At 59.8% G+C, this 15770-nt stretch carries 15 protein-coding genes; 6 read left to right on the top strand and 9 right to left on the bottom strand.

What is annotated here, in order from left to right; translation table 11 throughout:
• Positions 1 to 21: 21 nt before the first annotated feature.
• The 5 genes from ACA074_RS04425 to ACA074_RS04405 all read left to right on the top strand — a co-directional run bounded on the left by ACA074_RS04425 (position 22) and on the right by ACA074_RS04405 (position 3524).
• Positions 22 to 1515, top strand: coding sequence for an RNA polymerase factor sigma-54 (locus ACA074_RS04425; RefSeq protein WP_489879229.1), 1494 nt, complete (start codon positions 22 to 24; stop codon positions 1513 to 1515).
• 73 nt (positions 1516 to 1588) lie between these two features.
• Positions 1589 to 1897: a ribosome hibernation-promoting factor, HPF/YfiA family gene (hpf, locus tag ACA074_RS04420; RefSeq protein WP_187676780.1), complete on the top strand. Its 309-nt coding sequence runs from the start codon at positions 1589 to 1591 to the stop codon at positions 1895 to 1897.
• 11 nt (positions 1898 to 1908) lie between these two features.
• Positions 1909 to 2373 (top strand): PTS IIA-like nitrogen regulatory protein PtsN, encoded by a 465-nt coding sequence (gene ptsN, locus ACA074_RS04415; protein WP_187676779.1) that lies wholly within the window; start codon positions 1909 to 1911, stop codon positions 2371 to 2373.
• A 2-nt stretch (positions 2374 to 2375) separates the two neighbouring features.
• Positions 2376 to 3233 carry an RNase adapter RapZ gene (gene rapZ / locus ACA074_RS04410; RefSeq protein ID WP_401271477.1) on the top strand — a complete coding sequence of 286 codons (858 nt, stop codon included), beginning with the start codon at positions 2376 to 2378 and terminating at the stop codon, positions 3231 to 3233.
• 15 nt (positions 3234 to 3248) lie between these two features.
• Complete coding sequence (locus ACA074_RS04405; protein WP_497616454.1) at positions 3249 to 3524, top strand: HPr family phosphocarrier protein; 276 nt, start codon at positions 3249 to 3251, stop codon at positions 3522 to 3524.
• Positions 3525 to 3618: 94 nt separating this feature from the next.
• On the opposite strand, the gene ACA074_RS04400 is transcribed toward ACA074_RS04405, so the two are convergent.
• From ACA074_RS04400 to pmbA, 6 genes are all read right to left on the bottom strand, one after another.
• Positions 3619 to 4512 (bottom strand): ZIP family metal transporter, encoded by an 894-nt coding sequence (locus ACA074_RS04400; RefSeq protein WP_497678507.1) that lies wholly within the window; start codon positions 4510 to 4512, stop codon positions 3619 to 3621.
• Between the two features lie 30 nt (positions 4513 to 4542).
• On the bottom strand, positions 4543 to 5154 hold the full coding sequence (locus ACA074_RS04395) for a superoxide dismutase (RefSeq protein ID WP_489879280.1): 612 nt from the start codon (positions 5152 to 5154) through the stop codon (positions 4543 to 4545).
• A gap of 1 nt (position 5155) precedes the next feature.
• Positions 5156 to 5596, bottom strand: coding sequence for a DUF2753 family protein (locus ACA074_RS04390; protein ID WP_110719038.1), 441 nt, complete (start codon positions 5594 to 5596; stop codon positions 5156 to 5158).
• Positions 5597 to 5623: 27 nt separating this feature from the next.
• Positions 5624 to 7000, bottom strand: a complete 1377-nt coding sequence (locus ACA074_RS04385) for a class II fumarate hydratase (protein ID WP_489879230.1) — start codon at positions 6998 to 7000, stop codon at positions 5624 to 5626.
• Positions 6981 to 7388, bottom strand: a complete 408-nt coding sequence (locus ACA074_RS04380; protein WP_095190848.1) for a FagA protein — start codon at positions 7386 to 7388, stop codon at positions 6981 to 6983. Before ACA074_RS04380 ends, ACA074_RS04385 begins: the two co-directional genes overlap by 20 nt.
• Positions 7389 to 7540: 152 nt before the next feature.
• Positions 7541 to 8893, bottom strand: a complete 1353-nt coding sequence (pmbA, locus tag ACA074_RS04375; RefSeq protein ID WP_187676772.1) for a metalloprotease PmbA — start codon at positions 8891 to 8893, stop codon at positions 7541 to 7543.
• 102 nt (positions 8894 to 8995) lie between these two features.
• Here pmbA and yjgA point away from each other — a divergent pair, with 102 nt between their 5' ends.
• Positions 8996 to 9520: a ribosome biogenesis factor YjgA gene (gene yjgA, locus ACA074_RS04370; RefSeq protein WP_007915377.1), complete on the top strand. Its 525-nt coding sequence runs from the start codon at positions 8996 to 8998 to the stop codon at positions 9518 to 9520.
• Between the two features lie 51 nt (positions 9521 to 9571).
• On the opposite strand, the gene tldD is transcribed toward yjgA, so the two are convergent.
• The 3 genes from tldD to ACA074_RS04355 are packed head-to-tail and all read right to left on the bottom strand — an operon-like array spanning position 9572 to position 15740.
• Positions 9572 to 11014 (bottom strand): metalloprotease TldD, encoded by a 1443-nt coding sequence (tldD, locus tag ACA074_RS04365; protein ID WP_064387936.1) that lies wholly within the window; start codon positions 11012 to 11014, stop codon positions 9572 to 9574.
• 3 nt (positions 11015 to 11017) lie between these two features.
• Positions 11018 to 11878 carry a carbon-nitrogen hydrolase family protein gene (locus ACA074_RS04360; RefSeq protein WP_305441410.1) on the bottom strand — a complete coding sequence of 287 codons (861 nt, stop codon included), beginning with the start codon at positions 11876 to 11878 and terminating at the stop codon, positions 11018 to 11020.
• Positions 11879 to 11936: 58 nt separating this feature from the next.
• A complete protein-coding gene (locus ACA074_RS04355; RefSeq protein ID WP_497678506.1) occupies positions 11937 to 15740 on the bottom strand; it encodes a YhdP family protein in 3804 nt (1267 codons plus the stop codon).
• Between the last annotated feature and the right edge of the window lie 30 nt (positions 15741 to 15770).

Here is a 15770-nt window from a genome sequence, read left to right as displayed (position 1 = left end):
ATAAGGTGTTAAGCCCCTGCCATGAAACCATCGCTAGTCTTGAGAATGGGCCAGCAGCTGACGATGACACCGCAGCTGCAACAGGCTATCCGCCTGCTCCAATTGTCGACCCTGGATCTGCAACAGGAAATCCAGGAGGCCCTGGAATCCAATCCGATGCTCGAACGCCAGGAAGAAGGCGACGACTTCGACAACTCCGATCCTCTGGCCGACAACGCTGAACAGAAGCCCAACACCGAGATCCAGGAACCCTCCTATCAGGAAACCGCCCCGACGGTGGATAACCTAGAGGAAGGCGACTGGAGCGAACGCATCCCCAACGAGCTTCCGGTCGATACGGCCTGGGAAGACGTCTACCAGACTAGCGCCAGCAGCCTGCCCAGCAGCGACGATGACGAGTGGGACTTCACCACCCGTACCTCCGCCGGCGAAAGCCTGCAAAGCCACCTTCTGTGGCAACTTAACCTCGCGCCGATGTCCGACACCGATCGACTGATCGCCGTCACCCTGATCGATTGCATCAACAATCAGGGCTATCTGGACGAAACCCTCGAAGAGATCCTCGAAGCGTTCGATCCGGAACTGGACATCGAGCTGGACGAAATCGAAGCCGTTCTGCACCGCATCCAGCAATTCGAGCCTGCCGGCATCGGCGCCCGCAATCTTGGCGAATGCCTGCTGCTGCAACTGCGCCAGTTGCCGGCCAAGACGCCTTGGCTGGCCGAAGCGAAACGTCTGGTCACCGATTATATCGACCTGCTGGGCAGCCGCGATTACAGCCAGTTGATGCGGCGCATGAAGCTCAAGGAAGACGAGTTGCGTCAGGTCATCGAGCTGGTGCAGAGCCTCAACCCGCGCCCGGGCTCGCAGATCGAATCGACTGAAGCCGAGTACGTCGTACCGGACGTCATCGTGCGCAAGGACAACGAGCGCTGGCTGGTCGAGCTGAATCAGGAGTCGGTGCCTCGCCTACGGGTCAACGCCCAGTACGCCGGCTTCGTGCGACGCGCCGATACCAGCGCCGACAACACCTTCATGCGCAATCAGTTGCAGGAAGCGCGCTGGTTCATCAAGAGCCTGCAAAGCCGCAACGAAACCCTGATGAAAGTTGCCACCCAGATCGTTGAGCATCAGCGCGGGTTTCTGGAATACGGCGATGAAGCCATGAAGCCGCTGGTCCTGCATGACATCGCTGAAGCGGTCGGCATGCACGAGTCGACGATTTCCCGGGTGACCACGCAAAAATTCATGCATACACCGCGCGGTATCTATGAATTGAAATACTTTTTTTCCAGCCACGTCAGCACCTCCGAAGGCGGTGAATGCTCGTCCACGGCGATCCGCGCGATCATCAAAAAACTGGTTGCCGCGGAAAATCAGAAAAAGCCGTTGAGTGACAGCAAGATCGCTGGTTTACTGGAGGCACAAGGCATTCAGGTGGCTCGCCGCACCGTCGCCAAGTACCGCGAGTCCCTAGGGATCGCGCCTTCGAGCGAACGCAAGCGGTTGATGTAAGCCACGTTACAGCGTTCCAGTGGCAGGCTTTTCGGCCTGCCGCTTTATGCACTGGCAACGAAGGAGAAGCTGTATGCAAGTCAACATCAGTGGACACCAACTGGAAGTGACCGAACCTCTGCGCACCTACATCAACGAGAAACTCGAACGATTGGAGCGCCATTTCGACAAGATTACCAACGTGCAAGTCACGATGTGTGTCGAAAAGCTGAAGCAGAAAATCGAAGCCACCTTGCATATTCCCGGCAGTGAAGTGGTCGCCAACGCGGAACATACCGATATGTACGCCGCGATCGACGCCCTGACCGACAAGCTGGATAAACAACTCAAAAAGCATAAGGAAAAGACCCAGAGCCTGCTCCAGGGCGCGACCGGTCGATAACCCCCCACTCCATGATCCGACTTGAAAGTATCCTGACCCCCGGCCGTTCCCTCGTGAACGTGCCGGGCGGCAGTAAAAAGAAAGCCCTCGAACAGATTGCCAATCTGATCGCCCGCGAAGTGCCGGCTCTGGAGATGCAAGATGTCTTCGAGGCCCTGATCGCTCGTGAGAAACTCGGCTCCACCGGTTTCGGCAACGGCATCGCCATTCCTCACTGCCGCCTCAAGGGTTGCCAATCGCCTATCAGCGCCTTGATGCACCTTGAAGCCCCAATCGATTTCGACGCCATCGACGGTGCTCCGGTTGACCTGCTGTTCGTATTGCTGGTGCCTGAAGCTGCGACCGATGCGCATCTGGAATTGCTGCGTCAGATCGCCAGCATGCTTGATCGCAAGGACGTTCGCGAAAAATTGCGTAGTGCTTCGAGCAACGAAGCCTTGTATCAGGTCGTCGTGGACGAACAAAGCGGGCACTAATCATGCGCTTGATCATCGTCAGTGGCCGTTCCGGCTCGGGCAAAAGTACGGCGTTGAATGTCCTTGAGGACAACGGCTACTACTGCATCGACAATTTGCCGGCGGGCCTGCTGCCGGAACTCGCAGAGCGCGCACTCATTCATACTGAACTGGCACAACCGCTGGTGGCAGTGTCGATCGATGCGCGTAATCTGCCGAGTCATCTGTCACGCTTCCCCGAGTTGCTGGAAGAAGTCCGCAGCCGCCACATCCAGTGCGATGTGTTGTATCTGGACGCTGACGAAGAAACTCTGCTCAAACGTTTCTCGGAAACCCGTCGTCGGCACCCGCTGAGCACCGCCAATCGGTCGCTGGCTGAAGCCATCAACGATGAGACCGCCCTGCTCGGCCCGATTGCCGATCTTGCCGACCTCAAGGTCAACACCACCAATCTGAACCTGTACCAGCTGCGCGATACCATCAAGCTTCGTTTGCTGAACCAGCCGGAGCCCGGTACGGCGTTTCTGGTCGAGTCATTCGGTTTCAAGCGCGGCATGCCAGTCGACGCCGATCTGGTATTTGACGTGCGATGCCTGCCCAATCCGTACTGGAAGCCAGAGTTACGCGCGCAATCCGGTCTTGATGAGCCAGTGGCCGAGTACCTGGCGGCACAGCCGGAAGTCGAGGAAATGTTTCAGGACATTTTCGGCTACCTGCACAAATGGCTGCCGCGCTTCGCCGCGAGCAACCGCGCCTACGTCACCATTGCCATTGGCTGCACCGGCGGACATCACCGCTCCGTCTACCTGACCGAACGTCTGGGTCAGGCCCTGCAGAAAACCCTGAAGAACGTCCAGGTTCGCCACCGCGACCTCACTTAAAGGATTCACACCGCGATGCCTGCTCTGGAAATCGAAATCATCAATAAACTGGGTTTGCATGCCCGTGCGTCAGCCAAGTTTGTCGGGGTCGCCGGTCAGTATCCGGATTGCACGATCAGAGTGGGCCGGACACCAGAGTCCACCGTGGATGGCAAAAGCATCATGGCGATGATGATGCTGGCTGCGGGCAAAGGCACCAAAATCTATTTGAGTACCAAAGGACATCAGGAACGGGAAGCTCTGGATGCGCTGGTAGCGTTGATCAACAACTACTTCGATGAAGGCGGTTAATAGCCAAAGTCAAAAGATCGCAGCCTTCGGCAGCTCCTACATTGGAATGCTTTTCCTGTAGGAGCTGCCGAAGGCTGCGATCTTTTGATCTGCTTCAACCCAACGCCGTGTCCATCACCATCATCAGACAAAATCCGATCAAAAGCCCAAGGCTGGCCAGTTTGTCGTGACCATTGCGTCGCGACTCGGGGATCACTTCGTGGGTCACCACCAGCAACATCGCTCCCGCCGCCAGCGCCAGGCCCAAGGGCAACAGCACCTGCGCCAAGCTGACCAGCCACGCACAGAGCAGCGCAAACACCGGCTCGACCAGCCCTGACGCCGCACCGATCAAAAACGCTTTGACCCGCGACATCCCTGCACCGGCCAGCACTAGCGCGATCACCAGACCTTCCGGCACATCCTGCAACGCGATGCCCATGGCCAGACTGTCAGCATCGGGCATACCACCACCGGCCGACACGCCGACCGCCATGCCCTCCGGAATGTTATGGGCAATGATGGCGAACACAAACAGCCAGATCCGCGGTGGAATCACCGGGTGCTCGACTGTGCCGATGAGCATTTCGGGTGAGGCGCCAGAGACCCTGCGATCAACCAGGTACAGGCCGAATGCGCCGAGCATGATGCCGAAGCAGATCAGGCCGCTGGCTGCCCAAGGTGTCAAACCAAGGCTTTCGGCAGCGGCAATGCCCGGGACGATCAACGAAAAAGCCGTCGCTGCCAGCATCACCCCGGCACCGAAACCGAGCAACGTATCGCCTAGTGCCTGCGGCATGTTGCGAATCACCAGCACTGGCACAGCACCAAGTGCCGTTCCCAGGGCGCAGATCGCACCGCCCTGCAACGCCCTTGACAGCCGCGGCTCCAGGTTCAGCCATTCCAGTCCGTGGGCGACTAGCAAAGTCATACCCGCTAACAGCAACAGCGATCCCACTGCGTAACGAAACATACGCCCACTTCCGATCGCCAGTGTTTCAGTGCCCATAGTCAGCCTTGGATTGTTTTTATAGAAGACTTAAACCAGTGCGGCGTGATAACGCGCAGCAACTTGAGGCCAATTGATCACGTTGTAGAACGCATTGATGTATTCCGGGCGGCGGTTCTGGTAGCGCAGATAGTAGGCGTGTTCCCAGACATCCAGACCGAGAATCGGCGTGTTGCCACTCATCAGCGGGCTGTCTTGGTTGCCGCTGCTTTCCACAACCAGGGTCTTCTCCGGGGTAACGCTGAGCCACGCCCAACCGCTGCCGAAACGGGTCAGTGCAGCTTTGGTGAATGCCTCTTTGAAACTGTCGAGACCACCCAATTGTTCATCGATGGCCTTGGCCAGTGCACCGTCCGGCTTGCCGCCGCCATTTGGCACCATGACTTCCCAGAACAGCGAATGGTTGGCGTGACCGCCGCCCTGATTGATTACCGCCGCACGGAGTTTTTCCGGCAATTGCTGGACGCTGGCCACCAGTTTTTCTATCGGCCACTCGGCATATTCGGTGCCTTCGACTGCCGCGTTAAGGTTGTTGATGTACGTCTGGTGATGCTTGGTGTAGTGGATTTCCATGGTCTGCGCATCAATGTGCGGTTCCAGGGCGTTGTAGGCGTAGGGCAAGGCAGGCAAGGTAAAAGCCATTTCAGTGGACTCCATGATGATGTGGGGCAGGCGCGCGGCGCGCATTGCCGGTATCCGGGTGCAGCAGGCGCTGAGTGCGCGGGTATTCGCCGTGCTCGCTGATGAAATTCAATAACTCGACGTAGGTCTTGCTGCTTTGGCGCAACGCTGCTTCGCGCAGGGCCAAGCGTAAACGCTCGTCCTGCATGGTCTGCAACAACCGCTGGTGAATGGCGCAGAGATACTCGGCGCTTTCCTCCGGCTGATTCAGGCGCAGGTGCAGATCCGCCAGGTTGTGATGGGAGATGACACAGGCCGCCACCGCTTCGTCGGCATCTGCCCAGCGTTCGAACAAGACTTGCGCCAGGGCCAGGGCTTGCAGGTAAGCCTCACGGGCGTCAATCAGCTCTCCCAGCATGAAGCAGCGATTGGCCCGTTCGATCGTGCGTTTCCAGTGCTCCATGGTGAACCTCCAAAGCGGTTGCGGTGATTACACGCCGCCGGCGGTGAGTTTCTCGGGGTTGAGCAACTCTTCCAGTTGGCTGCGCGACAGGTCGGTGTGTTCCAAGGCGACGTCGATCACCGGGCGACCCTGCTTGTAGGCCTGCTTGGCAATTTCGGCGGCTTTTTGATACCCGATGATCGGATTGAGCGCGGTGACCAGAATCGGGTTACGCGACAGCGCTTCCTTGAGCCGCGACTCATTGACCTTGAAGCTGGCGATAGCCTTGTCGCCCAGCAGGCGGCTGGAGTTGGCCAGCAGTTCGATGCTGCTCAGCAGGTTCTGAGCGATGATCGGCAGCATCACGTTGAGTTCGAAGTTGCCCGACTGGCCGGCGATGGTGATCACCGAATCGTTGCCGATCACTTGGGCTGCGACCATGGCGGTGGCTTCCGGGATCACCGGATTCACCTTGCCCGGCATGATCGAGGAGCCCGGTTGCAGAGCTTCAAGTTCGATTTCACCGAGGCCGGCGAGCGGGCCAGAGTTCATCCAGCGCAGATCGTTGGCAATTTTCATCAGCGACACAGCGGTCGCCTTGAGTTGCCCGGAGACGGCGACGGCGGTGTCCTGCGAGCCGATCAGCGCGAACAGGTCTTTGCCTTGGGTGAACTGCACGTTGGTGAGTTGGCTCAACTGGCGGCTGAAACGCGCGGCGAATTCAGGATGCGCATTGATGCCAGTGCCCACCGCCGTGCCGCCCTGCGCCAGGGATTGCAGGCTTGGCAACAGGTCTTGCAGATGGCCGATGTTGGCCTTGAGTTGTTGTGCCCAACCGTTGAGTACCTGGCTCATGCGCACAGGCATCGCGTCCATCAAATGCGTGCGCCCGGTTTTGACGTGGTGATGCACTTGCCCGGCTTTGTGCTCGATGACTTGCACCAGGTGCAGCAGCGCCGGCAGCAGTTGTTCGTGCAACGCCAGCGCGGCGCTGACGTGGATGGTGGTCGGGATGATGTCGTTGCTGCTCTGCCCGCAGTTGACGTGATCGTTCGGATTGACTCGCTCATCGAGAAGACGGCTGGCCAACGTGGCGATCACTTCGTTGGCGTTCATGTTGGAGCTGGTGCCGGACCCGGTCTGGAAGATATCCACAGGGAAGTGCTTCATGAAGTCGCCTTCGAGCAGGCCTTGGGCGGCGTCGCTGATGGCTTTGCCCTGGGCGGCACTGATCTGGTTGAGTTCGACGTTGGCCCGGGCGGCGGCGGCTTTGGCCAAAATCAGCGCGCGGATGAATTGCGCCGGCATCGGCTTGCCGCTGATCGGGAAGTTATCCACTGCACGCTGGGTTTGCGCGCCGTAGAGAGCGTCCACCGGCACCTGCAGTTCGCCCATGCTGTCGCGCTCAATACGAGTCTTGGTCATCAGTAAATCCTTGCACCAGTTCAATGAGAGGAATCGAGGGTTGCAACTCGCAGGTCGCCAGTTGCCAGGTGTAACGCTGCCAGCGTTTGAGCCGGCAATTGCACAGCGACAGGCGCTCCATTTCACGCAACGGGCGCCAGGCTTGATCGAGGCAGAGGCTGCGCCAGTGCCACGGCAAGGCGATGTCGGTGGCTGTGTCGAGCAGCAGACGGAACGAGGTTTCAGCGATAGTCCACGGGGAAGTTGCGGTACAGCAGGCCAGATACCGGCCTTCGGCCAGATAGTGTTCGATCAGACGCGGTTCGTCGGGATCCATCGCGCAACGGATCTGGCGACTCATCCAGCGCCAGCTTTCGAGGTACGGCTGCTCATGCAAGGCAGAACTCATGATCCGGGACTCGTTCGGAGATGAGATTCATTATTAGATGATAATGAGAACCAAAACAAGAGTGCCTTTTTTAGGAGCCATCGTTGTGGCAGGCATAAAAAAGGCGCGCCACCCGATCGGATGGCGCGCCTTTTGGAGTTACGGGACTGGGTTTAGCTGCCCGCAACCGTCATCCGTTCGATCAACACCGAACCGGTGCGGATATTGCTGCGCAACTCCAGATCATTGCCCACGGCGACAATCTGCTTGAACATGTCGCGCATATTGCCGGCGATGGTCACTTCCTGCACCGCGAACTGGATCTCGCCGTTCTCGACCCAGAAACCCGCCGCCCCGCGAGAATAGTCACCAGTGACCATGTTCAAACCATGGCCCATCAACTCAGTGACCAACAGCCCACGACCCATGCGACGCAGCAATGCAGCCTGGTCTTCATCGCCATGGGTGACAAACAGGTTGTGCACGCCGCCGGCGTTGGCGGTGCTAGGCATGCCGAGTTTGCGCCCGGAATAAGTGCCGAGGATGTACGACACCAGCTCACCTTTTTCGACGAACGGTTTGGCGTAAGTTGCCAGGCCATCACCGTCATAAGAAGCACTGCCCATGGCGCGCATCAGGTGCGGACGCTCGTCGATGGTCAGCCATTCCGGGAACAGTTTCTGCCCTAGCGTGCCTTCCAGGAAAGACGATTTGCGATAAAGACTTCCGCCGGAAACCGCCGACAGGAAGCTACCGAACAACCCACCCGCCAGTTCTGCAGAAAACAGCACCGGGACTTCGCAAGTCGGCACCGGACGTGCGCCCAGACGGCTCGCCGCCCGTTGCGCGGCACGTTGGCCAATGCTCACCGGGTCAGCGAGCAAAGTGCCCTGACGGTTCACGTCGTACCAGTAATCACGCTGCATCTGGCCATTAGCCTCGGCGATCATCACGCAGCTCAGGCTGTGCCGGGTCGACGCATAGCCACCAATAAAACCGTGGCTGTTGCCGTAAACGCGGCAACCCTGATGGGTGCTGAGCGTAGTGCCGTCGGCGTTCTTGATTCGTGCATCGGCATCAAACGCCGCTGCTTCGCAGAGCAATGCCTTCTCGATGGCCTGCTCCGGGGTGATATCCCATTCGTGGAACAGATCGAAATCCTGCTGATCCTTGGCCATCAGGGCGGCATCGGCCAGACCTGACGCTTCGTCTTCGGACGTGTGCTTGGCGATGGCCAGTGCAGCGGCGACCGTTTCGCGAATCGCATCAGGCCCGGTGGCGGACGTGCTGGCCGAGCCTTTGCGCTGGCCGACATACAGCGTGATGCCAAAGCCCTGATCGCGGTTGAACTCGACGGTTTCGACCTCGCGCTGACGTACCGATGTGGACAGCCCCTGCTCCAGCGACACCGCGACTTCGCAGGCACTGGCGCCCTGACGCTTGGCTTCGGCGATGATCTGCTCGACTTGTTCCTGCAGTGCCGGCAATGCCTGCGGGCCGACGCTTTGAACTGCACTCATGCTCATCTCCACTCAAATTCTGCTTTCGGCTGGGGTCATCGAGCGACCGGGCCGGACAAGCGGCCCCCGACTGGTTATCATGGCGGCGTTTCTTTGCGGACTGCCACCATGGTTGATTCTTACGACGACTCCCTCGATACGGGAGAAAAAAGCAAATCTCAGGTCAAACGCGAGCTGCATGCTCTGGTTGACCTCGGCGAGCGCCTTACAACACTCAAGCCTGACTTGATCGCAAAACTGCCGCTGACCGACGCGATGCGCCGTGCCTTGGCCGATGCGCCCAAGCACACCGCGAACATCGCGCGTAAACGGCACTTGCAGTTCATCGGCAAGCTGATGCGCGATCAGGACACTGACGCGATTCTGACGCTGCTCGATCAACTGGATGCCTCGACTCGCCAGTACAACGAGCGTTTCCACAATCTCGAACGCTGGCGTGATCGCCTGATCGCGGGCGACGATGCCGTGCTGGAGAAATTCGTCGTCGAGTACCCGGACGCCGATCGCCAGCAATTGCGTTCCCTGATCCGTCAGGCCCAGCATGAGGTTGCGCAAAACAAACCTCCTGCATCGAGCCGCAAGATCTTCAAGTACATCCGTGAGCTGGACGAGACTCAACGCGGTCTGCGTTGATATTCGTCATCGGGTGGTCGCCCTGTGCGCCACCCGCAACTCCACCTCATCTTATGCGCCCGTGCCACCCACGGTGATCGCATCGATTTTCAGCGTCGGCTGGCCAACACCCACCGGCACCGACTGTCCATCCTTGCCACACGTCCCCACACCGCTGTCCAGCGCCAGATCGTTACCGACCATCGACACCCGGCTCATCGCCTCGGGACCGTTGCCGATCAACGTCGCGCCTTTGACCGGTGCGGTGATCTTGCCGTCCTCGATCAAATAAGCCTCACTGGTGGAGAACACGAACTTGCCGCTGGTGATGTCGACCTGACCGCCGCCAAGGTTGGCGCAGTAGATGCCTTTCTTCACCGAAGCGATGATTTCCGCCGGATCGCTTTCGCCGCCGAGCATGTAGGTGTTGGTCATCCGTGGCATCGGCAGATGCGCATAGGATTCACGACGACCGTTGCCGGTACGGGCGACGCCCATCAGGCGCGCGTTGAGCTTGTCCTGCATGTAGCCCTTGAGTACGCCGTTTTCGATCAGCGTGGTGCATTCGGTCGGGGTGCCTTCGTCGTCGACACTCAGCGATCCACGACGCCCGCTCAGGGTGCCGTCATCAACGATGGTGCAGAGTTTCGAGGCGACCATCTCGCCCATGCGCCCGCTGTAGGCCGAACTGCCCTTGCGGTTGAAGTCGCCTTCCAGACCGTGGCCGACTGCTTCGTGCAGCAGTACGCCAGACCAGCCCGAACCCAACACCACCGGCAAAGTACCGGCCGGTGCCGGAATGGCTTCCAGATTCACCAGCGCCTGACGCAGCGCTTCACGGGCATAGCCCATGGCACGGTCTTCAGCGAGGAAATAACGGTAGTCGGTACGCCCGCCGCCGCCATGGCCGCCGCGCTCGCGACGACCATTCTGCTCAACGATGACGCTGACGTTGAAGCGCACCAGTGGCCTGACATCCGCCGCCAGTCCGCCGTCGGTGGACGCCACCAGAATCCGCTCCCAGACCCCGGCCATGCTCACGCTGACTTGCTGGATGCGCGGATCGAGGGCGCGAGTGGCGACGTCGATGCGCTTGAGCAGTTCGACTTTCTCGGCGCGGGTCAGCACTTCCAGCGGATTGTCCGGCGCATACAGCTGGGCGACGTCTTGTGTGGAGAACGCCTGCACCGTGCCGTTTTGCCCGGCACGGGAAATCGAGCGTGCTGCACGCGCCGCAGCGCCGAGGGCTTCGAGAGTGATCGCGTTGCTGTAGGCGAAACCGGTTTTCTCACCGGACTGCGCACGCACGCCGACACCCTGATCGAGGTTGAAGCTGCCTTCCTTGACGATGCCGTCTTCCAGCGCCCAGGACTCGGAGATCTGGCCCTGGAAATACAGGTCGGCAGCATCGATGCCCGGGCCGGCCAAATCGCCGAGCACGCCTTGCAGGCTCTCGATCGTCACGCCGCCGGGCGCCAAAAGGTGATCACTGACTGAGGACAACAACTCGCTCATGGTTTAGGCCTTAAATTCATGTTCTGAAGCAGGTCGCTGTGCGCCCTGAGAGAAAAACCGCCGATGACGCGTCACCGGCATTCGCGCCCTGATGGACGCCTGTTCGTCGCTATCGCGTTCGGCCAACAGCACCGCTTCGCCTTGATCCTGATGCGCCAGCACACGCCCCCACGGGTCGACGATCGCCGCATGCCCGAAGGTTTCCCGCGGTCCCGGATGGGTCCCGCCCTGTGCTGCCGCCAACACGTAACACTGAGTCTCGATGGCCCGCGCGCGAATCAGCACATCCCAATGCGCCGCGCCGGTCACCGCGGTAAAGGCTGAAGGTGCCGTAATCAACTCGGCACCGGCGGCACGCAATTCGCTGTACAGCTCCGGAAAGCGCAGGTCATAACACACGGTCAGACCGACTTTGCCGACCGGTGTATCCGCAACCACCACACCACCGCCATAAGCATAGTCATCGGATTCGCGGTAACGCCCGCGATTGTCCGCCACATCCACATCAAACAGGTGCAGCTTGTCATACCGAGCAACGGTTTCGCCCTGATCGTTGATCAGCAGCGAGCATGCATGCGACTTGGCCGTAGGTTGATCGATGGGTGGTAGCGGCAACGTGCCGGCGACTATCCATAACCTGAGGTCGCGGGCCGTCTGTTTCAACCATGGCAGGATCGGACCTTCGCCCAATGCTTCAGCGCGACCGATGTCAGCGATGTCGCGACGGCCCATGGCAGCGAAGTTTTCCGGCAACACGGCCAGCTTCGCACCACCGGCCGCAGCCTGTTCGAGCAAGCGCCGGGCCTGAGCCAGATTGGCCAGCACGTCACTCTGGCTGACCATTTGAATGACCGCTAAAGACATGGCGAACTCCGCAAGACATATGCGGCCATGCTACTCCATCGTCTCAAGGCCTGGCTGTTCAAAAAGGCTTGTCGAACGTGATTTTCGGTTCTTTCCACGGGCCTTTGACGGTGTATTTCACACTGGCAAAACGTGCCACACGGTCACCGATCAGCTTGTCGATGAGGAACAGCGCACCACCGACCGCCGGGGCACCGACGATCAGCGCGGCAATCGGCAGGTTATTGGTCACCGGCAAGGTCACCAGCAATTTGGCATCGACCTGATCACCGACCAGATCCAGCGTACCGTTCAGTTCGAGGTTGCTAGACGGCCCGGTCAGGCGAATCGGTTCCCGTGTGACATACACACCGTTGCTGGCAACCAGCAGTCCCTTAACCCGGTCGTAGCTCAAGCCTTTGCCGAACAGGTCGGAGAAATCCAGACGCAAACGGCGGCCGATGGAGTTGAAGTTCAGCAGCCCAAACACCCGCAGTGCCTGCGCACCGCCCTCGACTTCGACAAACTGGCCCTTGTTCAGCGACGCATCGAGGGTGCCGGAGAAGCGTTTGGTCGCCAGCCATGCCGGCGAACCCGGCCAGCGGCCATCGACGTCCATATGGAACTCTTCACTGGTCACGCTTGGCGCAAAGCCCCAGCCCTTGAGCACGTCGGCCAGATTCTTGCCGCCAATCCGGCCCTTGAACCAGCTGCTGGTCGACCCCGGCGCGCCTTCCCAGCCGCCGTTGCCCTGCAACAGAATGCCTTTGAGGCCCATGTCGAGGTTGTTCAGGGCAATGCCTTTGGCGGTCGGGCGCACTTTGAGCGACCAGCCACCGACCAGATCCTGGCCGAGGAACAGTTGATTGATGGTGATATCCAGCGCCGGAATTTTCGATGGATCCACCGACGCCAACGGGTCTGGTGAATTTTCGTCGGCCTGTACCGTCGGGTCCGGCGCCGGCAGTCGAACGTATTGCAGATTCACCGCAAGCGGTGTGCTTTTCGCGTCCGGAAGGCTGGCAGTGCCTTTGGCCTGTTGACTGTCGAGCGCCAGATTCCACGCCCCCGGTTTGCGATTGACCTGAACCGAGGCCTGATCCAGCGTTGTGCCGAACGCCGTGAGCTTGCCGATCTTGAAGTCAGCACTGCTCAACAGTTGCTTGGCACTGCCGCCCGGGTCCTGTCCGGCATATTTGTTGACCAGTTCCTGCCACGGCGCAACGTCCAGCTCCGACAGCACGCCGCGAATACGCAAGCCCTTGCCGCCCGGCAGCACAGCTTCGCCTGCACCGAGAAACAACTCGCCGCGCCCGTCAGCGAAATTCGTCGGTGGTGCGGCAAAGGTGAAATTGGCCAGTTGATCGTAATTGACCCAGTAACGCCGCTCCTGCCCTTGCAGAGTCATGCGGAAGACCGTGTCGCGACCGACATCGGCTGCCATACCGAACGGTGCGGGCAGGTCGACGGTCACCCCTTTGAGGTTGGAGCTGACCATCAACTGGCTGTCGGCGCCGTCGAGGTTCAGTTGCAGCTGATAGGGAATCGTCCCGGTCACCGGTAACGGCTGAGTCACGCCGAGCCAGTCAGTGAGTTTCTTGACCTCTACCTGTCCCGAAGCGGCCACTCGGGTTCTGAGCTTACCGGGGCTGCCATCGGCAAAGATTTGCGCGGTGACCGGTTTGTCGAACGCCCGAGCTGCGATGTTCTGCCCACTGAGCCCCTTGGCGCTGTCGAAACGGAAGTCGCCCTTGAGTTGCGTCAGCTCCAGTTTCGGTTCGGCCAGTTTCAGCCGCGCATTGGCGGTTTTGAAGTCGACGAGAATTTTCGGCTGGTCTCCCTTGGCCAGCGGAATATCCAGTTTCAGCTTGCCTTGCAGATCGCCCGAGCCTTCCCAGCCGGCGAAGGTATCGGCGGTGCCGATCGGTGCTTCCTGCAGGATCTTCAGCCCGTCACCCAGACCACCGGCAAATGCGCCGTCGAGAAACATATGGGTGTTCTGACCCGACGGAACATGGGGAATATTGACGAAAACATCACTGACCTGCGTATCGAGCAACTGGCCCTTGCTGGCCCAGATCCGCACGCCGCTGTCTTCGATGAACACGTCACCACTGACCTTGCTCACATGCGGCCAGCCCGGCTGGAAGGCCAGTTCGGCGTCATGCACCTTGAAGAACAGGCTGATGCTGCGGTCGGCCTCGCCGGCATTTTTGCTCAGCGAACCTTGGTACTGGAAGAAGCCCTGATCCACCGCGCCTTTGAGAATCGCGGTGCGCAGCCATTCGTCGAGCGCCGGGCTCAGCACTTCGGGCAAATACTTGGCGGTGTAGCGGCCGTCGCCATCGACAAGACCGACCCGCAAGTCCATGTAGTCTTCCTGGCTGTGATCGAAATGCAGGCGAATGAGGAAGTCGCCGGCAATCTTGCCCTCCTCGCCCAGTACCTTCAGGTACGGCGCGATCAGAGTGAAGCCGTCTTTATCCAGTTTCCAGGTGAGCCGTGCGTTGGCCTGAATGTATTGCCAGGGCTTGGCGAAGATCGGATCGAGGTGCAGGACAAAATCCTTGCTGTCCATGCGCAACTCGCCACCATCGAGATTACCGCTGAGGCTGCCGCTGACATTTCGCGCCGCAGGGGCGCCGTGATAGGCATCAAAACCGACACGATCGAGGTTGGCGGCAAAGCCGAATTTCGTACCGTCAGTGGCGTTCGGGCGGAAATCCAGCAACACGTTGCGCAGCCCACCGGTCACTTTCAGGCGCTCGACCACCGTGGCGAAGCCTTGCGGCAACGGCCCCAACGCATTGAGTAACGGGGTGATCGGGGTGAGATCGAGACGATCTGCCTGCAAATGCCAGAGTTCGTCGACCTTGTCAGTGGCGCGCGTCTGCTGCACTTGCACGCGCGTCTCCCAACGGGTTTCGCCGAAGTTCATCGCCAGCGAATCTAGGGTGACGGTCGCGCCGTTGGCACTGTTTTTGTAGTAGGCGTTGAGCGCCAGATTGTTGATCTGGATCGGCTTGCGCTCGGCGTAGGCGCCAGTCACTTGCGGTGCGTTCAAACGCAGCGCCGCACTTTGCAGCGCGCCCTCGGCCCAGTTCACCCAGAGCTCGCCGCCGGCCTTGATCTCGGAGAAATTCCATTGTTGAGTGAGGCGCTCTGGCAGCCACTTCGACCAATCACTTTGCGGCAGGCTGGCATAGCCTTCTATCGCGCTGTCTTGCCATTGGCCGGGGCGGATTCGAGTTCGCAGGTTCAGTGCAACGGGTTGGCCATCAGGCAGGGTCAAACGTGCATCGATACGCTGACGACTGGCACCGGTTTTCAGGTTGAGGCCGACGTAGGTGAGGGTCATCGGCGCGTGATCCAGTGGCTGCAAGGTCACCTGACTGTCGAGCACCGACAGTTGCTGAATCATTTGCGAGCGCTTGAACAGTTGCTCGGGATCGAACGGTTGATCCTTCTGCACCGGCAAGCCTTCCAGCGCCCAGGTGCCGTCCTCGGATTCCTTGAGGCTGATTTTCAGGCCATTGAGTTCCAGATGAGCGATGCGCACTTCGCGGGCCAACAGACTGGCCCACAGATCGGGTAGTGCACGCACTCGATCAAGACGCAGGGCATTGGCACCGTCGCCGACCATCACATCATGGGCCAGCAGGATCGGCGCGAACCCGCTCCAATTACCCTCCAGCTCGCCAATCTGCAACGGCATGCCGAGGGCTGCACTGGCCTTGTCTTCGATGTCGGTGCGGTACTCGGCCACCAACGGGGTCAGCTCGCGACCAAGACTGACGTACAACGCCATCAACACCAGAACCAACGCGCACAGGCCCAGCCCCCAGCGGGTGAGTGCGGCCAAAATGCGTGTCAGACGGTCCATGTCAGTTGGCTCCCATGGCAAAAATACTGC

It is taken from the genome of Pseudomonas sp. LBUM1655 (assembly GCF_059716085.1).
Note: the sequence above shows the minus strand (reverse complement) of the source record. Positions and strands in the feature narration are given on the sequence as shown.